Consider the following 20,601-nt stretch of genomic DNA (forward strand, 5'->3'; position numbering starts at 1 on the left):
TTATTTTTTTATAGCTATATCGTCAATAAAGAATTTAGCTGCTCTTGTTTTTGGCAAATCCTCTTTTCTAATTTCAATAGCAATAGCATCGTTTGATGCAGAAGCTTCCTCTCTAGATATTTTAGATTCAATAGTTACCCATTTTCGCCTTGGTAAACTCCTAATACTATCAAAAGTTACTTCTAATTTTGGATTCTGTAAAACCATATGGACTTTGTCTGCAACTATACCTTGGTCTAGCCAAACCTTTGCTGATAGTGTATAATTACCGGCCTCTAAATTTAATGAGCCCTCTGGAGCCATTGCAACTGCTTTATCTACTTCAAAGTTCTGAGTTTTGTCATATCCAGGAAACTTCAAACTATTTACACCATGATGATAATCTCCATAAGTAATCGATAAATATTTAGAAGATGCTTCATCAATATTCCAAAATTTTTGATAATCATCTGGAACTGAACTTTCAGGTAATAACGTTAAAGGTCTTCCATTTTCTTCAAACAGAATTGGACCTTCAAATCCATAAAAAGCAGCATCTTTTGCTAATAAATTATCTGAAGGCTTTTGCCATATACGCATGTACTCAATCTCAAAATCTACAGGTAATTCTTCTTTATGAGGCAAACCTAACCAGAAAAATATCTCTGAATCCAACCATATTTCCATAGGATTATTTAACACAAAAGCGGTACCTAATTTATCTTGTGTAAAATGACGAATTAGTTTTCCATCAATAAAAAGTTTCAAATAATCTACACCCCATTCTGCACCATAAACATGAAAATCATCAGCAGTTCTAAAAGGTAAATTTTCTACATGATTGAATATTTTTGTTGGTCTTTGCGCTGGCGGACTCCAATCATGAGCTGTTGCTAAATAAGAATCTTCTCTTATATTTCCTTTATTTTTAGGATTCCCCATTAATTCATAAACATCTAATTCTTGCTCATGCCCAATTGCCCAAAAAGCACCAGTAATAGCTGCATTGCCAACTTTAGATTTTACTTCCATGTAACCATATAAGAAACGCTTATGAGTTAATACACCTGCAGTTGTAACTGGCATTGGTGTTCCATCTTTATAAACTCCATATCTAGATGACCCCATATTACCATCTCCATAACTTTCGTTTACAAACTTATAGTCTGGTTCCCAAGCTGTTCTTAATTTCAATTTATCATCTTCTACAATTACATTATGAGGTACAAATTGAGAAGGCGCTCTTCCTTTCCATATATAATATTTGTCATTTAAGCCTTCAACAAACCATTTGGTAGTGTCTATTTCAGAACCTTTAAACTCATCACTTAATTCTTCGTTAAGTATCCATCCCCCTTCATTTTCTGGATCTGAATAAGGCATTGGGCCAACTTGTTCTGTAGCAGTTTCAGTTTTTTTATCTTCTGCTTCTTGACCACAACTTACATTAACAAATGTGAATGCTATAAATAATACAAATAGCAAATAATTATTGTATCTCTTCATTTTATTATTCTGGTTAGCTTATTACTTAATTTAATTTTTTAATTGAAATATCATCAATATATAATTTTGCTGCTTTAGTTTTTGGCAAGTCTTCTTTACGAATTTCTATAATTAATCCATCATTTTCAGCTGAAGCTTCTGTTCTTGAAAATTCAGCTTCTACAGTAACCCATTCTAGTCTTGGCTCTTCTTTTAAACCATTAAATTGTAAATCTATTTTAGGGTTCATTAGTGATATATGAATACTGTCGGTAATTCTTCCTTGGTCTAGCCAAACTTTAGCTGATAACTTATAGTCTCCTGATGGAATATTTAAAGACCCTTCAGGTGTTTTAGCTACAACTTTTTCTACGTTAAGAGAATCATTTTTTCCATATCCAAAAAACTGAAGTGCTTCAACACCACTTGCGTAATGTCCTTCTGTAATTTTCAAATATCTTTCAGAACCTTCACTAAATAACCAAAACTTTTGATAATCATTTGCATTAGAATCTTCAGGAACCATTTTTAGAGGCCTTGGGCTTTCTTCAAATAAAATTGGTCCTTCAAAACCATAGAAAGCACGATCTTTTGCTAATAAATTATCTGATGGTTTTTGCCAAACCCTTACATACTCAGCTTCAAATGTTGCTGGCAACTCTTCTTTATGAGGAACTCCTAACCATTTAAAAATTTCTGAATCTACCCATATCTCCATAGGGTTGTTTAATACCCAATCTGTTCCTAATTCATCTTGAGTAAACTCGTAGATGAATTTTCCGTCTCTATAAATTTTTAAATAATCTTCTCCCCATTCAACACCATACACATGAAAGTCATCAGAAGGGATGTAAGATAACATTTCATCATAACCAAAAGCTTTTGTTGGTCTTGTAGAAGGCGGACTCCAATCATGGATTGCAGTTCTATTCATATTGTTAGTTATCGAACCTTTTTTATCTATTTTTGGAACAGCTAATTGCTCGTACATATCCAATTCTTGCTCAAAACCAATGGCCCAAAATGCTGCTGTCATTGCTGCATGTGGTGCTTTTGATTTTATTTCCATATAGCCATTTAAAAATCGTTTTTTACTTACAATTGCTGCTGTTGTTACTGGTAGAGGCTTCCCTTCATGAACACCATATGTGTCTTTGTGAGCACCATCTGCATAACTTTCTTTTGCGAACGCATAATCTGGCTCCCACTCGGGTTTTTAATATTAATTTACCTTCCTTAACAACAACGTTATGAGGCGCATATTGTGAAGGTGCGCGTCCTTTCCAGATATAATAATCGCCATTTTGACCTTCAACAAACCATTTTGATGTATCAATTGAAGTGCCTTCAAATTCATCTGAGATGTCTTCATTTAAAATCCAGGCTTCTTCATTTTTTGGGTCAGAAAGAGGAAGAGGTCCTTCTATTGTTTCGGTTTCTTTAACTGTTGGTTTATCTTGACCTTTTTGTTCACAACTTAAATTAATAAGTGTAAAAACACTTAACAATAAAACAAAAAAGCAGTTTTTAGTTTTAATCATTTTTTAGTTTGGTTTTATTCTTGCTTTTTAGTGTACTTCTCCATTTCTTTTTTTACCAATTCTGGAGTTCTATAGCGATCCATTCTATCGATATCGTATTTTTCAAATTTTTGTTGTAACATCCATAATGGACGCTCTTGGGTTAATTCCCATTCAAATAACTTCTTGAACATTTCTTTAGTGCGCTCAGGCTCTTGAGATGCCAAATTATTTTGTTCTGTAATATCTTTAGACAAATCGTACAATTCTGCTGGTCTATCTGCAAAACGAATTAATTTCCAGTCATTATCCCTACATACAGCGCGAGCTTCTTTTTTCCAAAATAAATATTTATGAGGCCTTTGTTTGTTTGACCCATCAACAAAAGGAATTAAATTAACACCATCAACTTCTTCTAAATCTTTTGCATCTCCACCAGCTGCTGCGTAAAATGTTGGTAATAAATCGAACGTGCTTACTGGGTAATTATAAACCGTCCCCGCTTTAAATTTCTTTGGCCATTTCATTAAGTAAGGCACTCTTAGTCCGCCTTCTAAATGATTTGATTTTGTGCCGCTTAAAGGTAAGTTTAATGATGCATTTTTATCAGTAGGCCCTCCATTATCATTTGAAAAAACGATAATCGTATTTTCATCTAAGCCTAATTCTTTTAACTTATCCATTACTCTACCACAAGCTCTATCTAAAGCTAAAGTCATAGCTGCAACCTGTTGTCGCTTTCCTTTTAAGTTTGGAAACTTCGCTAAATCTTCTTCAGTAGCTTGCATTGGCGTATGTACTGCATTAAAGGCTAAGTAAATAAAGAAAGGATTGTTTTTGTTTTTCTCAATAAATGATACAGCTTCATCTGCAAAAACGTCTGTAGCATAGCCTTTAGGCTCTTCAAAGTTTTCAAAATTTCTTTCCATTTTATTATCATGGTGAACACCATCAAAATTTTTGTAGCTAAAATAACTTCTAGCACCTCCTCTAAAACCGTAGAATTCATCAAAACCTCTTTTTAAAGGATGAAAACGATCTGCATTACCTAAATGCCATTTTCCATAAACTGCATTTTTGTAACCCAATTTTCTCAAGTAATCTGCAATTGTTTTTTGGTCTAAAGGCAAGCCCATATCATCTCCTAAATACTTTGAATTTGGGCTCATGTAGTTTGGTACATTAATTTCTTGATATCCAAATTTTTGTTGATACTTCCCCGTAATTAAACCTGCTCTTGAGGGTCCACAAGTAGCATCTGTTACATAACCTTGAGTAAACCGTATTCCTTCTTCAGAAAGCTTATCTAAATTAGGTGTTTTCATAACCTTGCTTCCTTGAAAACCAAAATCGGCATAACCAGCATCATCACAGAATAAGAAAATAATGTTTGGTTTATCTTGTGCTTCTGTTGAAGATTGACAGGATACAACAAGCAGTAAAATGATAAGGTATTTTAATTTTTTCATAAAAACTTAATTTATTAGACTAGAATTTTAGAGAAATAATATTTCATTTAAAATGAGGTTAAATATAATTTGTTCTCAGCTATTTTACTACTACTTAAATAACCTGTTTTAATCAATATTTACCTTAATTTGACACATAAAGCAGTTTTAAGGGATAATTCACTACTTTAAAAATTAGTATTTGGATAAATAAAAAAGGGATAACAAAATTTGCTATCCCTTTTGGCTTAAAAACACTTAAACTAGTTATAAACCTCTTTTTCTTCAACTTTTACATTAAATACTTCAGTAACATCAGTAACAATAGATAAGGTACCCTCACCTGTTATTTTATCTGCACTTACCCAATACCCAATAGTTGCTTCACCTGTTTTGTTGCCTTCATTGTCAAGCACGTCAACAATTTTACCTATTGAAAATTCGTAAGTAGTATCGGTTGATGTATCAGAAAAACCACCAGATTTAAATTTACTTGCATTTACTGCCGAACTATATTCGATAATTAGCGGTTGTTCTTTATAAATATTGATTGCAAGAGGCATATTAGCTCCAGAAATATCTGTTAAAGCGTAAACAGGAACAAGTTGGATATCTGATTCTTTAAAATTGCTTTCTTCATCGCAAGCTACTAAAGAGAACATTAAAATTAGAACTCCTATTATTTTAGTTATATGTTTCATATTATTAATTATTACACTTATTATTTATGGTCTTTCCTCTATTTCGATAAACTTTAAGTTATCTATATACATCACCTGTGCTCCAGTCACACCAGCATTTTCTGCAGCATGAGGCCTAAACGTAAATCTTAGATTAGCTGTAGTAGTAATTTCACCTGTAGTAAACGTGTTCGCAACTGTAATCCATTCACCTCTTGGTTCATTTTCTATATTCCATAGTTGTCTACTGAATGCTGGTTTATTAAATTCGGTTCTAAACACTTTTATAGTAGTTCCTGGTTCTATAAACAAATCATAAGTAATACGATATGTTCCTGCTGGTATTGGTGCTATACGTGCCAAACCAAAACTCCAAAGGTTAACATTAGGAAATGGGTTAGAAGCTGGCGTACTCCATTTCATGCTCGCATCACCATCAGAAGATTTATCTAAAACTCTCTCAAAAGCAAAAGCACCACCTCCAAGAATATTATTGTTCCCAGTAAAATAATTCAATGCAAAAGCTCTATTGGCTGCACCACTTGGTTCTTCAAAACTTGCATGTGCTTTCTCTGGTATAATATTACCACCAAAATGCATTGCTACAGTTTCTGGACCAAAAGCTCCTAATGGTCTTTCATCAGCTGACTTGATAGTACCATTCCCGTTATAGGATACTGTTACCACATCACTATTATATATAGGCTCAGCTAAAGTTAATTCAATAAAAATCGCATTATCCTCACTTACTTTTGCTGAGGCTACAGCCACATCTTGATCAAAACCAGTTACAGAGTTAGTTACATTAACTGTAAAGTTACCTTCTTCGGCTGAAAATGGTACGACCTCACCATTAACTCTAAAGCGAATCACTTCATTTTCGTTTTCAGTTAAAGCTCCATCAAATTCGAAAGGCTGACTGGATTGAAGGACTTTAACTTTAAGTGGAATTACTTTATCTATAGAGAATTTAGGCAACTCATTAATCCTTAAAGATCTAATTGTTCCTGCATTAAAGGTACCTAGTTTAAAGAATTTAATTTCTTGTTCTTCACCACCAATTCGGTTTGGCACTCCATCTGGTGCAAACCATGTTGTAGCATTTGGTCTTCCAATAGTAGTGTTATCTACGAAAGTTAAACCTGTTGCTGCTTCAATTTCTACAGTTGGCCAATTAGCCTCATCGTCTAAAGATGTTTCTTCATCAGCTGTTATGTTCAATACTTCAACACCATCCTTTAATACTGAAAAAGCTGGAAGTATTTTAGCATAAACATCAAAAGCAAAAGTAGTATCTATTACCCATAAATCTCCCTCTTTTACAGATTCAAGATTACCAACACTAGAACGATAAGTTACAGGGTTTTCAAATTTATTAAGTAATCTTACCTTATTTATTCCATTATTTTTGAATAACACAAAGGCTTTAGGATCTGTTATGGATAAACCTGCATCTTCCATTATGAATTTGTCAAATATAGAATCAGAGTTTTTAAAACCTGTTTTAAGAAACTTGTTCCCTTCTTCTATTATCCACTCATGGGTTACTGTTCCTTGAGATAAATCAAGAAAAGGTACTTGTGTATCAACATTGATACTAAAAGGATCATTTACAAACGGTTGTGTTCCTATTAACCATGATACATCTGACAACTCATCTGGAGCTGTAAAATCGGCATATTCCTTTTCCTCACAAGCAGTCATAGCAAATAGGAAACTGAAAAGAATAGTATATATTTTAATATTTTTCATAATCTTCTTAATTTATATTTGGGTTTGCATTAGCTTCAGCAAATGGAATAGGATAATATCTTTGTGTACTTTCGTTGTAATTTAAAGCTGATGTATCATACTCGTAGTCAACTACTATATGTGATCCTGATGGTAGTTCTCCTTCTAAAGAAGGAAAATTGAATCTTGTTCTTGAAGTCCCTTCATCGTTTACATAAGTGAAATTAACAGCATACAGAACTACATCAGACAATTCTTCTAATCTATCCTTGAAACTATAACCATCTGATTTTTCCCATCTTAAGAAATCAATCCAACGAATAGCATGTCCTTCAAGCGATGTTTCTAATGGTTTTTCAACATACATCAAACGTTTCATTAAAGTGTCCTCAGTATAAACCACATCATCATAAGTACGATTAGTGTCAGAGCCTTGCTCACCAAGTAATACAAGTCCCCATCTCTTTCTAATGTCATTAATCAATTCTAAAGCACCATCAATATCACCTGTTTTAATTTTACATTCTGCTTGCATTAAAATTACTTCTGCTAACCTATTAACTACAACATTTTTTTCAGATAAGGTTGCTGATCCTGTTGATAATTGTCCTTCTGAAGCTACCAAATCATGGTTAGTATATTTCTTCCACCACGCAAAACCCCAAGCAGTTCCATGAAATCTACCATATGCACTAGTTTGTACCTCATAATAAATGGTTTGTTCATCATCTACAAGAGCAATCATTGATGAAGCTCTCAATGGGACATTTCTAAGTGTAAGTCCGTCATCAGGGTCATTATAATAATTCCGCAAATCCAAAGGATCCATAGGTTCTGTTTTATAAGCATGTGCTATCCAAGCAGGTCCAACAGCTCCTCTTGTATTTGATGTTTGTTGGTTTAACCAATTTGTTCCTGTTTCTCCAGTCCATCTACTTTCATTCGTTAAATCTGCATCTTCTATACTAAAATTAATTTCGAAAATAGATTCATTATTAAATTCTCCAGCAGTAGTAAACATTTTATCAAAATCATATTCAAGTTCATATCCATGATTATTAATAACATCATCAAAATATGGCATTGCTTTTTCATACTCTAAATTCTGTAAATATGAATGACCTAAAATAGTTCCGGCTGCACCAGAAGTTATTCTTGTTATATCACCACTTGGATACTCTCCCTTTTTGTACAAATTAGCATAAGCATATTCCAAATCTTCTCTTACAAATGTAATTACATCTTCAGCAGAAGAAACTGGTAGTGAATAATCTTCATTTGTAACTGGAACAAAATCTCTAATTATAATACTGCCTTCGTTAAAACTATTATATAAATAATAATGAAAAAGACCTCTGAAAAACCTAGCTTGAGCCATCTGAGATGTCCACTCTGTCTCATCTGTTATAGTTTCCTTAATATTTTCAAGTGCTTCAATTACTTGGTTAGCCCTAAAAATACCTTGATAACATGTTTGCCATTTATCTAATATTTCATTAGTTCCACCATTATAAGTGTGTAGATAAAAATCCTCAGTATTTTGAGCAACTGGACGTCCATAGCCAGGATAACCCATATCTGAGCGTAAAGCTTCGGCTATTACGTTTAGTACTGCTGGGTGATGCAACGTTTGGTAAACGGCATTTAAACCAGCTCCTGTCTCTGTTAAATCTCTCCAATAACGGTCTACACCAATTATATTTGGGTTTTGCTCTTGAAGAAATTCGTTATCGGCGCATGAGCATATGGTGCCCACAGCGAAAATTAACAAAATTGATTTTAAAATTATATGTTTCATAACAATTAAAAGTTATATAAATTTTTAATTAAAAGTTTAAGTTCATTCCAAATAGATATTGAATAGAGATAGGTCCTGTGTCCTTATCTAATCCTCTTGATACTATTCCTCCTCCAATTTCAGGATTATAACCTGAATATTTGGTAAATGTCAATGGGTTTTGTGTTCTAACATAGAATCTTAAATATTTTAAACCCCATTTTTCAACTGTCTTTTTAGGGATGGCATATCCTAATGATACTTGTCTTAATCTTAAATAAGACCCATCTTCTAGCCATAAATCACTATACCCTAAATAGTTTGGATGCCTTCTTACATCATTTCTAAAAGCTGGTATAGGAGAATCTCTATTGGCCTCAGACCACCGGTAAATTTGATCTTTATGTCTACCAAAACCGTAAGCCCATGCGTCAAAACCATTCATAATCTCTTGTCCTAAAGCAGCGTACCAGTTCATTGAGAAATCCCAACTCTTATAGTTTAAACCTAAAGTGTATCCAATTTCATATTTAGCAAGTCCGCTACCACTATATACACGGTCATTATCATCAAGAATACCATCATTGTTTTGATCAATAAATCTAGTATCACCCATTCTTGCATTATTATCTATTAACTGGTATTCAGCGAGTTTCTCTTCAGTATCAACAATTCCATCGGTTCTCCAAAGAAAAAATGCACCAGCTTCATGTCCAGTTGCTAAAGCAGTTACTCTAGATTGTTGAGGTGCTCTACCTACAAGTCCAAAATCATTAGTTAATTGGAAATCTGTATCACCATTAATCTTAGTAATCTCGTTATCATTTGTAGCAAATGTTCCATTCATTTTAAATCTTACCTTCCCAAAATTCCCTCTGTAAGCTGCAGTTAACTCTAAACCTTTATTAACCATGTTACCTACATTTAACGTTACCTGGGCGTTATTACCTCCACCAGCAGATAATGGTAAAAATACAGGGAACAACATGTCTTCCTTGTCAGCATAGTAATATTCCGCAGTAAGTGTTAACTTGTTTTTTAGAAATCCTAAATCTATACCAATATTTGAAGTTGTTGTAGATTCCCATTTTAGCGTTTTGTTAGCAAAACTAAGTTGTGTTGCTCCCAAATTTACAATATCATCTGTTCCTCCATTACCAATGTAGTTAATATTTTGCTCAATACCCGGAATAAAAGAATAAGGCCTAACACGGTCATTTCCAATAGTACCATGAGACAACCTTACTTTAAAATTATTTACAGTTCTTTTGTATTTCTCCCAGAATGGTTCATCTGAAGCATTCCATGCAAAAGATACTCCAGGGAAAATACCCCATTGTTTTTTTGGAGATATTAAATATGATACTAAAGATGAACCATCACGACGTACACTTGCACTTAATAAGTACCGCTCTTTATAACCATAAAGCACACGGCCAATAGTTCCAATTCTTGTTGTGGTGTAATCAAAACCAGAAGTTACACTTTGATCTCCAGTAGCTAAGTTTAATACTCTTCCATCTGGATTAGTAGCTTCTAAACGCCTGGCTCTAAAAGCCTCATTTTGATACTTCTCACGATCTACAAAAAATGTAAAGGTAAGTTTGTGGTCATCAATTTCTTTTTGATATGTTAAACCCGCATTTATATTTAAAGACCTATTATAATTTGTACTATTATCAATGAAACTATTTATAGGTTGAGATTGTCTTATACCTTGCGTGTTAAAAATTTCTTGATAAGGTCTATATATTTTTCTAAAAGAATTAAAAGATGTAAGACCTATATTACTGGAAAATTTTAATTCTTTTGTAATATCATAATCTAAACGGAAAGAAGCATTTGTTCTAACATTTTTTTGATTCTGCTCTGTTCTTAAACTCTCTAAAACCCAGCCTAAACGATTTACATCGTCACCACCTTGTTCTAACTCATCAAAAGTATCTAGTTCTAAACCGTTTTGTGTAGGTCTATAAACAATAGCTTGAGATAACAAGTTACCTTGAGGAATATCTCTACTGTCTTGAATAAGAGCTAAACTGGTTTGAATTCTAATTTTATTTTTTTGATAAACTGTATTAATACGTGTATTAAAACGTTGAAATGCAGAGTTTATCTGTATCCCTTCTTGATCAAAAAATCCAAGAGCAACATTATATGTAATATCTTCTGTTCCTCCAGAAATATTTAAGTTATGGGTTTGTGTTGGTACATCTTGCCTAAACAATATGTCGTTCAAATTAGTTTCATTTTGAAATTGAATAGGATTTTGAAGTAGTTGTAATCTAACTTCATCATCCAAAGCTCCTCCAACATTTCTTTGTGTTACTACATCAAAATATGTTTGTTCCACCGAATTCATTAAAGGCACCGCAGCTTGTCTACGCTGTATTGCATAATTACCATTGTACCTCACTTGTAATGATCCTGGTTTACCTTGTTTGGTGGTAATTATAATTACCCCTGTAGCTCCACGCGCACCATATATTGCAGTAGATGCAGCATCCTTAAGAATATCAATAGTTTCAATATCTGTAGGAGGAATTCTTGGATCTCCTTCTTGAACAATACCATCTACAACATATAATGGTGTATTGTTATCTAAAGAAGTAATACCTCTAATTAAAATTTCCGAATCACCCCCTGGAGTGGAAGAAGCCACAACGTTTACACCAGCAGCTTGACCTTGTAGTGCAGATCCTAAATCGGCACTAACTATTTTTTCTAACGCCTCTGCTTTAACTTGAGTAACAGCTCCTGTTAATTCTTTTTTCTTAACAGCACCATAACCAATTACAACAACTTCTTCTAGTTCATCGGCTTCAGAATCCATTGCTACATTAAGTTCATTACCAATAACTTTTCTTTTTACAGTAGTCATACCTAAGTAACTGAAAGTCAAAACATCACCAACCTCAGCTTGAATTACATAGATTCCATCAAAATCAGTAACTGCTCCAGTAGTTTTACCATTTTTGTTGAGTACTACAGAAACCCCTGGTATTGGTAGATTATCTTCTGTACCAGTAACTACACCTTTTACTGTTATCTCGCCATTTTGAGCGATTATGGTACCATGCATACATAAAACTATAAAGAGTATCCATACCCTCATTATAGCTTTTGTTGCAAACATTTTTTTAATTTCATGTTTTAAGAATTAGTTTAGTTTAAAATAGTTTATGAAAAATTTTAGATTATTAACTCTAAATCTTCACATCCTCACAATAGTTTAAAAATTACGAGATGGTAAAATTAAATCCATCATATGAAAATTACAGGTAAATAATTATCCATTACTTATCTAAATTTACCCATATGTGTTTTTAAAAACGAAATTCGTACATAAAAAACTTTAAACACACAAAAAGCCATGAAATAACATATGGTTTGGTAATATTTTAAAATACTGAAAACTAGCAACCTGAGAACATAAATAAGATAAAATTGTGCAGACAAAGGGTAAATATTTACTAAAGTCCTGAGGCTATTATGGGTAATTTTATAGACATAAATATTAACTATCTAAAATTTATAAGATTATGAAAAAAATTACATTACTTTATTGGTGGTATTTGCTTGCACTTTTTTCGCAAATGCGCAATTCTTTACTACAGATTTTAGTGAGGCAAGTTATGATGCTCCTGCCGCACAAGCCTTATTAAATGATCACGCTGATTGGGTTAGTCAAGCCGCATGGAGAGCTAATGCTGTAGATCAAGTATTAATTGATAATGCTAACTGGAGGAAAGTTGTACTTGATAAAAAAGTTAATGCCTCTTCAGGAGATTATCTTTCTGCAGAATTTAATATTGTTATTGGGAGAGATACGGATGCTTTTACTGGAGATGGCACTTTAATCTGGCTTGGATTTAAATCAACAAACAATACTACTGATTGGCATAACCGTGAAGGAATTACTATTTCTCGTACAGGTGGTAACTTTGTTTTTGCATCTCAATCATCTAATGACAACCCTAATTCAGGGCCTGGTGGTGCAAATGGTAGTTCAGCAATATCACCAAACCCTTCTGTAACCGCAACCGTTAATACAGTTCATAACGTTAAAATTGAAATTGGTGTTGGTGCTGATGCTGCAAGTTCTACGCTATCTGTAAGAGTTGATGGAGGTACTATTGGTTCTACTACTGGAATTGACCCAGAACTTTATACTGACATTACAACACCTGCAAATGGTGTGTATTTTTGGAGTTGGGCTTATGCTTGGACTGGTACCGGAATTTCTGCTATATTTTTTAATGATCTTAAGGTTGATAATACTACCACTATACTTTCAGTTGATAACCCTAAAAATGCATTTGAATTTGCAATGTATCCAAATCCAGTAAAAGAGCAATTACAAATTAGAACTCAGGAACCAATTAAAAAACTTCAAGTTTTAGATTTACTTGGTAAAGAAGTTTTATCTCAAGATAATGTGTTTGATGCTGTTGATGTATCTTCTTTAAAAAGTGCTTTATACATTGTTAAATTAACTTCTGACAAAGGTATTTCAACTAGTAAATTTGTTAAAGAATAATATTATTATCGATTTAAATAAAACTTGGTACTAAAATTAAAAACCATTGAAAATAGTTTCAATGGTTTTTTTATGTTATACAAAATATTCAATTAACATAGCAACTAAGCTAAGTACTTTAAATGCTCTTTTAACATATGTAACAATGAGTACTGTATTAGAGAGGTGAATTATTATCTGTAAAATTATTAAGGAGTTAACTCTAGCGTTGAGTTATAACATTACAAGTACCTTAAATCTCTCGGTTGAGTGTGCTTTCCTTAAACTATCTCTGAATCCACTTATATAGAAAAGTAAAGCTCTAATACTATAAGTAATATCCTTTTCTTTTACACCGCATTACATATTGTACTTCAGTTATTAAAATAAACAAACCTCATAATCAAAATTATGAGGTTTGTTTATTTTCTATTGTTAAAATTCTAAAGCCTAACTACTTTTTCTATAGAAAGATTATTATCAGCTTGAATTCTTAAAATATAAGTTCCTTGTTCTAAATCTGAAAGATCTAATTTAGGATTGTTACTGGTAGCTTTTATTTTTTTATGGACTGCCCAGTTATGGATAATACTTCCAATTCTAGATTATTTACTGAATGTTTAAACTTTAAATTTAAGTAATCTGTTGTCGGGTTTGGATATAAATTAAATAATTTATTGAACACATCTTCAACACCTAAAGATGCATCTCCAAAAGTAGAATCGTATCCAGGAAAAACTATTGGACCCGTATTTCCGGAGTTATCTTCTCCAAACCATAAAATTCTATGTGGATGACCGTCCCCGCGTTCGTGGTCAAACCAAGCTGGTTTTATATCTACAAAATCTCTTGCCCAATCTGCACCAAGAGCTTCAAGTTCAGCAATTATTTCGCTTACGGGTCTGCCATCAACTGTTCCTGTTAATTGTTGTTCTGGAACATCATCAACATGATATAGTTTCCATGCTCCATTACCACCTTTTCTTACTATTCTATATGGGTAAGATACTATTGCAGCATTATGAAATCCATTTTGAGGTCTTAATATAAAAATGGGTTCTCCAGGTCTAGCATCTTCTCCCGCTAAAAGTTTATCCATAAAATTAACCCCATCAATAGTTTTATTGGCTGGAATATCATTTGTAGCTCCCGCAAGACTGACTAATGTTGGATATAAATCTATAGAACTAATTTGATATTTATAAGTTCCTGTTTTATCAGGAGTTATTTGATCTGGCCAATGCACAAAGAAAGGTACTTTATGACCTCCTTCATCAACACTACCCTTACCTTGCTCCACAGGTAGATTAACAGCTCCTGCTTCCCATCTTTTTCCTCCGTTATCACTTAAAAATATGATGACAGTATTGCTTAGTTCTCCTTTCTCGACAAGCTTATCAACAACTTTACCAATATTTGTATCCATATTTGACACCATTGTAGCATATGTAATACGGTCTTGAACTAACTCTTCAATTTTTGCAGGCCTTTCAGCTTCAGGTAATTTAGTAACAGGATTGGATTGTGTAATGTATGGGTCTGTTCTAACATTATTTTCAAAATTAGGATTTGCATCCTTAAAAGCCTGAATCTCATCAGCCGGTGCTTCTAATGGTGTATGAGGCGCGTTATACGCTAGATAAACAAAAAATGGATCTGTTATTCCAGGTGCAGTTTGTCTGTCAATAAAATCGACAGCTTCATCGGTAAGAACATCTGTTAAATAATCGTCCAGTCCAAATTCTTTTCTATCAACATAATCTCTACCTCTTTGTAATGGATCTTGATACTCATTTGTAATATTTGGGGAGTCATATCCCCCTTTTGGCTCGTTATATACCAGCGGAGTGCCATTATAATTAGGGTTAGTGACTGTCCATCTATACCAAGTTCTATCATATTGCTCTCTTGTGTAAGGTTTACCCCCACCCAAGAAGCCAAAAAACTCATCAAACCCATTATCCATAGGTTGATATTTTCCTTCAGTAAACCCTAAATGCCATTTACCAAAAGCAGCTGTATGATATCCTTCTCCATCAATTAATTTAGGAAAAAATACCGCTTCGTTATTATAGGCATCAATCGGAACACCTAAATCTGTTGTTATATCATTAGGCAAGTTATATTGAGCACCAATTTTGTGAGGGTACATCCCTGTCATAATCGCAGCTCTACTTGGTCCACAAAAAGGATGTGCAACATGCCCATTAGTACATACAATACCGTTGCTAGCTAAAGCGTCTAATCTTGGTGTAGGGATGATTCCCAAACCAGCATTAAAACCTGGGGCTCTATTGAACCCTACATCACTATATCCCAAGTCATCAGCTAGTATCACAATTATATTGGGCTTAGTGCCTGCTGTTTGAGAAAAGGAAGTATGTGTGAGCATCAAAACAACAACTACTAATACAATACTTTTGAGAGTAAAATTTTTCATATTAAAATTTATTTAATTATAATTTTTTTAGTTTCAATATTAGAGTTGAATATTAGCGATATAAAATATACCCCACTCTTTAATTTATCGACTGGGAGTTTAAAAGGTTCTGCTTTTTTATCCAATGCTAATAATTTAGCTCCAGCTATATTATACAATACAATTTGTTTAGCCTTTGGAGCAGAAACATTTATACTCTTTAAAACGGAAGTATTTATTGGATTAGGGTAAATTGAAATATTATTTTCTATTTGATATTTTGATATGCTTAGCGTTCCAGCAGTTCCAATATCTCCAGAATTAGCACCTACACTTTCAGCATAACTCCATAAATTATAATTTGTATCATCATCTGCAATCCAATTAGAACTATTATTAATATTGGCTCTAAGAGAAGAAACACTTCCCAACAATTCGCCAGTATAAACTCCATTATCTTGTTTTGACCCGACGGCATTAGCATTTACGCTGTTATCTAATACTGATGGTAATGCACAAAATGTATTTCCACCACCTATGCCCCAGCCACCATTGGTGTTTATACCCGTAATCCAGACTGTAGAGTTTGGGTCTGTAGGTTCAGAAAAAAGACCATATACTTGATACACTAATACAGAATCTCCATTACTAGAAAGGTCGAAATCTGAATCGTCATCAGATGTAGTTATTTTTCCCAAAACGTTATGCGCCATATTACCAACCGCTACTTCAGCCCCGCCATTAACTCTTTTTACTTGACCATCAGAGTCTAACTTAAAAATAGACCCAATACTATAAGATGTATCTGATGTCCATGTCCAAACATCATCAACACTATAATCTCCTGTCCACCCATCTTGAGATCCTTTCCAGCTTCTATTTGAAAATGATATTTTGGTATTTGCTATAATATCTTTTAGAAGCATAAAGGAAACGGCTCCGTTATCGGTTCCTTCTGCTTTCCATCCTACTATAGCTACATCTCCAGCAGTTAAAATAGTTCCAGTTACTTTATCTTCAATATTAATTGTAGCAGGTGTTGTATTTATGGTTCCAACACTTGTAGACGATAAAGTAATTGTTATGGTTTCATTCCCTTCAACATCATTATCATCTATTACAACAACAGGAATTGATGCGCTATTATTTCCGTTTAAAATTGTTACAGTTCCAGACAAATTTGAATAATCTGTTCCTTCTGTTGCTGTTCCACCAACTGTGTAATTTACCACTATATTTTGGTCTGCCAAAACTCCATTAGGCAAACTAACTGTAAATTCACCGTTGATATTTGGTTCTTCAGCATCAGTTGTTCCTACCACCGAAACTTGGTCTATTTGTGCACTTGTTTGCCACACTCTAATATATTCAATTTGATATTCGGCAGGTGTTGATAAATCAGATTCATCTGGTAAACCTAACCAAGGAAAAGTTTCAGAATCAAACCATACCCAATATGGCACATCTGTTACCCATCTATCTGGTTCTGTCCCATTATTGGTTATTTCGGTTTTTGTTATAGTTCCATTTGGATGTAAAACACCATCAATATATACCTTAATGTACTCAGCTGTCCATTCAAAACCATATACGTGAAAATCGTCTGCCGTGTTATTATCCGCTTGAATATTTCTTGTATGAGTAGTTCCTACTGCTTGTCCTGCTGCAGTTGCTGCTTGTTTAATTGAATTATTTGGGTCCCAACTAATAATATTGAACTTCAGTCTTTTTTTCCATGAGTTATTTGTTTTGTGTCCCCCAAACATTTCAAACATATCTAATTCAGAAGCACCGTTAGGACCTCCTGGACCCGTTGTCCAAAAAGAACTTGTAATTTCCGCATCTGCTGCTTTAGATTTAATTTCCATATAACCATACTGGAATTGTTGCTTACTAATTACTGCAGCTGTAGTTATTGGTTTTGATGTACCTTGATATACTCCTAATTGATTACCACTAGCATCTGTAGTAAAAGGAAAAGTAGGCTCCCATTTTGTAAGTATTTTTAATTTTCCGTTCTCTAAAATTGCATTTTCAGTTGAAAATTGCGCAGGAACTCTTCCTATAAACCCAGATTGATATTCTGGAACACCATTTTCATCTTTACGTCCTTGAATTAACCATTTATCTTCGTTAATATTAGCCGCTTCAAACTCATCGCTAATGTTTGAATTTAAAACCCAAACACCACTATTGGTAGGGTCTGAAGCAGGGTAAACCTGAGCTTTAGCATCAAAATTTAAACCAATAAAAATTATTGGAATAATTATAGATATTAACTTTGAGACTTTTAAGTGTAGTATTTTTGAATTCATTTTCATCCCTTTTTCCACAAAATTAATACGTTTTTAAGATGATAATAGGGCAAAAATTAACCATAGTTAACTCTACATTACCATAATGCATTGTAACTGATAAAGAGAAACTATCAAGATAAAGGATATTTAATTCTAGGTTATACTTATGAAAACTGCTTAATTCTTATTTTTTAACGAACTTAAAGTTTTTGTTTATACCATTACTTTTTACTTCAATAATATAAATTCCAGAAGACGCAAACCCTAAGTCCAAATTAAATTTTTGAATATTATTCTGTTTTAAATTATAAATATACTTGCCTTCCAAACTAGTTACTTTTATACTAACATTATTCATAATCTTCGGAAAAAGTAAAGTTGCTTGTTCAAATGAAGGGTTTGGAAACAATTTAATTCTTTTATCACCCCATAAATCATTTACTCCAAGTTTGTTTTCGTCCCTAAGTTCTACAAAAAGTAATTCGTACGGTTTCAAAACCTTAGTATTAGGAATATCTATACCCTTTAAAAGATCTTTTACAATAGTTCCATTAGAAGGATTCTTTAAATTTATTTCAACTTGCGCATCTACTTTACCTGTATTAATAATAGACATCACTTGATTACCAGATCCATCCTCTACAGCTTTCCATAAGCAGATTGGATGACTCGCACTACTCGTTTCCGTAATTTCCACTTTTGGTAAATTGCCGAAACCATCAAGAATTGATAGTGCATTATTTTTTATATTTTCAACTCCTGTTGCATAAATGATACTTCCAGTTAAAGCACTAGTATTACGACCATATTCATCTGTTGCGAAACTAACATTATCCATTATCACTTTTCCTCCAGCATTGATATAAGCTTGTAAAGCATCTTTATCGTCTTGAGTTACAAACTGGGTTTTGTGCACTAATACAACATCCCAATCACTAGAATTCTCGTTTAATAAAATATCTTTAGTAACAAACCCGAGTGGTATGCCTTCAAATGCAAGTGATTCGTATAGCTCATAAATATCATCCATATGATTGGATTTATTTATAGACGACGCTTTTGTGTAAAAAATACGAATAGGTTTTCGTTGTTTTTGGAATTCTGTAATTAATTCTGAATGTGAATTTAAATCCATTAAAGTAGCATGTAATTCATTTACAACTCTTGGTTGATGATTGTTTGAACCTGCATACCCTACATCATTTTGATTTCTTGGACTTCCATCTTCTCGTCTGGACCAATACCACGTTTGACTTGCATTTAAGCCTTGTGTATGCGCCAACCAATATGTAGCTCTTGAGTGTAGTGGATTTAAATATAAATTAATGGATGCTTTAGTAGATAAAAAATGGGATTCTGTATTAATCATAAGTTTATTGGGACTCACAGACTTGAAGAAATCATGTGCCATCGACATTTCGCGCCATTCAAAAATATATTTTGATTCCCAATCTTCTGTTTTCCAAGGTGCACTTCTATGAACTGCTCCTGCATCATTTCCAATTATACCAGACATACGCGTAAGCGCTTCAACATCCAGTCCTTGGGTTCTTTCATTATTAGTCCAATGCTTAGGGATGATTTTAAGATGCACTTTAGCATTGGGGTCTGAAGCTATAATTTCATCTTTCATAAATTGATACCAATTGGTTACTCTGTCCATATTAAAAGACATCCAATCGTACCATTTAGCTGTGCCTTGAAGTGTTACAGAAATTGGAATAGTTATAGTTACAGCATCAAAATTTGCAAAACTTGTTCCCCAAAGCGTATTAAGATTACCAATAGCAGTATGTTTATTTTGTAGCCATACTTTAAATGCTTCAATTGTATAATTTGAAACGCCACTACTCGCCCAACTTAAATTACCATTAGCTTCTACAGTATTTATAAAATGTGGTTCATTACACATCATATATCCAAGGTTGCTATAATTTTTACCAGACATTTGCGGCACCATCCCTTGGATTAAAAACCCCATCATTTCTTTTGCCCCTGGATGATCTATATCATATTCGGTATAACGAACTCCTTTTTCATCCTTAATTACAAAATCGGCACCATATTTATCAATTGCCCATTGTGGCACACCTCTATTATTTATAAAAATAAATCCAGCGTTTCCTGAGGGTTTACTATTTACTTCATTAAGTCTATTAGCTCTTATTGTTCCTGTTTCATTAATTACATAACCTGGAGTAATAAAGTAATCACCTAATTGACCATGATATTCTTCGAGTTTAGTATTTTTTGGCTTCCATGTCCAATCTTCTAAAAAAACTGGCTTTCCGTTGAATAACAATTGACCTGCACTTGGGGTGATATTAGCCCAATCTATATTGGGGATTGGTTTTCTAATTACATCACCATTTATTACTCTGTTTAATTCTACTAATGACGAATCTAGCATGGTAATAATATCCTGTCTCTCAAAATCTGGAAGTAAATTTGCCATTTGAGATGCATTATCTTTATAATGCCAAGAATCACTAAAATAGTCTGTATTATTAGAAATATTTGCTTCATCCCAATTAGCATAATCCAAAAATATTTCCGCTGTATTTACAGTTAGTTTTTCTTTTAGAGTTTCTTTTCCAGAAGCTTCAGCTGTTGCAATAAGTGTATTCAACTCATTAATTTTCTGTTGCGCAGTAGCTTCAAGAGTTTGTGCAGTAGTATTAAAAGAATTAAATACCAATACGAAACATAGCAAACAAATTATTCTGTTTGATATCATCTTAATTTT

Annotated in this window: 13 protein-coding genes; 1 reads left to right on the plus strand and 12 read right to left on the minus strand. The window is 33.3% G+C overall.

Annotated features, from left to right (window positions below; all coding sequences use genetic code 11):
• The 8 genes from AC0L5U_RS13635 to AC0L5U_RS13670 all read right to left on the minus strand — a co-directional run bounded on the left by AC0L5U_RS13635 (position 1) and on the right by AC0L5U_RS13670 (position 11,702).
• Positions 1–1,485 carry a family 16 glycosylhydrolase gene (locus AC0L5U_RS13635; protein ID WP_473416961.1) on the minus strand — a complete coding sequence of 495 codons (1,485 nt, stop codon included), beginning with the start codon at positions 1,483–1,485 and terminating at the stop codon, positions 1–3.
• Positions 1,486–1,510: 25 nt separating this feature from the next.
• Positions 1,511–2,533 carry a glycoside hydrolase family 16 protein gene (locus tag AC0L5U_RS13640; protein WP_473416963.1) on the minus strand — a complete coding sequence of 341 codons (1,023 nt, stop codon included), beginning with the start codon at positions 2,531–2,533 and terminating at the stop codon, positions 1,511–1,513.
• Positions 2,534–2,597: 64 nt separating this feature from the next.
• Positions 2,598–3,005, minus strand: a complete 408-nt coding sequence (locus AC0L5U_RS13645) for a hypothetical protein (RefSeq protein WP_473416964.1) — start codon at positions 3,003–3,005, stop codon at positions 2,598–2,600.
• Between the two features lie 14 nt (positions 3,006–3,019).
• Positions 3,020–4,453 (minus strand): sulfatase-like hydrolase/transferase, encoded by a 1,434-nt coding sequence (locus AC0L5U_RS13650; RefSeq protein ID WP_473416965.1) that lies wholly within the window; start codon positions 4,451–4,453, stop codon positions 3,020–3,022.
• Positions 4,454–4,695: 242 nt separating this feature from the next.
• Positions 4,696–5,133 (minus strand): hypothetical protein, encoded by a 438-nt coding sequence (locus AC0L5U_RS13655; RefSeq protein ID WP_473416966.1) that lies wholly within the window; start codon positions 5,131–5,133, stop codon positions 4,696–4,698.
• A 24-nt stretch (positions 5,134–5,157) separates the two neighbouring features.
• The gene (locus AC0L5U_RS13660; RefSeq protein ID WP_473416967.1) at positions 5,158–6,864 is read right to left on the minus strand and encodes a hypothetical protein; all 1,707 of its coding nucleotides are present in this window, start codon (positions 6,862–6,864) and stop codon (positions 5,158–5,160) included.
• Positions 6,865–6,871: 7 nt separating this feature from the next.
• Positions 6,872–8,641 carry a RagB/SusD family nutrient uptake outer membrane protein gene (locus AC0L5U_RS13665; RefSeq protein ID WP_473416968.1) on the minus strand — a complete coding sequence of 590 codons (1,770 nt, stop codon included), beginning with the start codon at positions 8,639–8,641 and terminating at the stop codon, positions 6,872–6,874.
• Positions 8,642–8,669: 28 nt separating this feature from the next.
• A complete protein-coding gene (locus AC0L5U_RS13670) occupies positions 8,670–11,702 on the minus strand; it encodes a SusC/RagA family TonB-linked outer membrane protein (protein WP_473416969.1) in 3,033 nt (1,010 codons plus the stop codon).
• A 486-nt stretch (positions 11,703–12,188) separates the two neighbouring features.
• Here AC0L5U_RS13670 and AC0L5U_RS13675 point away from each other — a divergent pair, with 486 nt between their 5' ends.
• Positions 12,189–13,160: a T9SS type A sorting domain-containing protein gene (locus AC0L5U_RS13675; RefSeq protein WP_473416970.1), complete on the plus strand. Its 972-nt coding sequence runs from the start codon at positions 12,189–12,191 to the stop codon at positions 13,158–13,160.
• 422 nt (positions 13,161–13,582) lie between these two features.
• Here the strand turns inward: AC0L5U_RS13675 and AC0L5U_RS13680 are convergent, their stop codons facing one another.
• The 4 genes from AC0L5U_RS13680 to AC0L5U_RS13695 all read right to left on the minus strand — a co-directional run bounded on the left by AC0L5U_RS13680 (position 13,583) and on the right by AC0L5U_RS13695 (position 20,592).
• Entirely contained in the window at positions 13,583–13,738 is a 156-nt protein-coding gene (locus AC0L5U_RS13680) for a T9SS type A sorting domain-containing protein (protein WP_473418295.1), read from the minus strand.
• Positions 13,696–15,579 (minus strand): sulfatase-like hydrolase/transferase, encoded by a 1,884-nt coding sequence (locus tag AC0L5U_RS13685; protein WP_473416972.1) that lies wholly within the window; start codon positions 15,577–15,579, stop codon positions 13,696–13,698. The genes AC0L5U_RS13680 and AC0L5U_RS13685 overlap by 43 nt, the downstream gene beginning before the upstream one ends.
• A gap of 8 nt (positions 15,580–15,587) precedes the next feature.
• Positions 15,588–17,873, minus strand: a complete 2,286-nt coding sequence (locus AC0L5U_RS13690) for a T9SS type A sorting domain-containing protein (RefSeq protein ID WP_473416973.1) — start codon at positions 17,871–17,873, stop codon at positions 15,588–15,590.
• Positions 17,874–18,039: 166 nt separating this feature from the next.
• Positions 18,040–20,592 (minus strand): beta-galactosidase, encoded by a 2,553-nt coding sequence (locus AC0L5U_RS13695; protein ID WP_473416974.1) that lies wholly within the window; start codon positions 20,590–20,592, stop codon positions 18,040–18,042.
• Between the last annotated feature and the right edge of the window lie 9 nt (positions 20,593–20,601).

The organism is Jejuia sp. G7-7 (assembly GCF_055808955.1).

Excerpts from the sequence above, each read along its gene's own strand:
- AC0L5U_RS13635 (WP_473416961.1), bottom strand. The coding sequence starts at position 1,485 with ATGAAGAGATACAATAATTATTTGCTATTTGTATTATTTATAGCATTC.
- AC0L5U_RS13640 (WP_473416963.1), bottom strand. The coding sequence starts at position 2,533 with ATGGAAATAAAATCAAAAGCACCACATGCAGCAATGACAGCAGCATTT.
- AC0L5U_RS13645 (WP_473416964.1), bottom strand. The coding sequence starts at position 3,005 with ATGATTAAAACTAAAAACTGCTTTTTTGTTTTATTGTTAAGTGTTTTT.
- AC0L5U_RS13650 (WP_473416965.1), bottom strand. The coding sequence starts at position 4,453 with ATGAAAAAATTAAAATACCTTATCATTTTACTGCTTGTTGTATCCTGT.
- AC0L5U_RS13655 (WP_473416966.1), bottom strand. The coding sequence starts at position 5,133 with ATGAAACATATAACTAAAATAATAGGAGTTCTAATTTTAATGTTCTCT.
- AC0L5U_RS13660 (WP_473416967.1), bottom strand. The coding sequence starts at position 6,864 with ATGAAAAATATTAAAATATATACTATTCTTTTCAGTTTCCTATTTGCT.
- AC0L5U_RS13665 (WP_473416968.1), bottom strand. The coding sequence starts at position 8,641 with ATGAAACATATAATTTTAAAATCAATTTTGTTAATTTTCGCTGTGGGC.
- AC0L5U_RS13670 (WP_473416969.1), bottom strand. The coding sequence starts at position 11,702 with ATGCATGGTACCATAATCGCTCAAAATGGCGAGATAACAGTAAAAGGT.
- AC0L5U_RS13685 (WP_473416972.1), bottom strand. The coding sequence starts at position 15,579 with ATGAAAAATTTTACTCTCAAAAGTATTGTATTAGTAGTTGTTGTTTTG.
- AC0L5U_RS13690 (WP_473416973.1), bottom strand. The coding sequence starts at position 17,873 with ATGAATTCAAAAATACTACACTTAAAAGTCTCAAAGTTAATATCTATA.
- AC0L5U_RS13695 (WP_473416974.1), bottom strand. The coding sequence starts at position 20,592 with ATGATATCAAACAGAATAATTTGTTTGCTATGTTTCGTATTGGTATTT.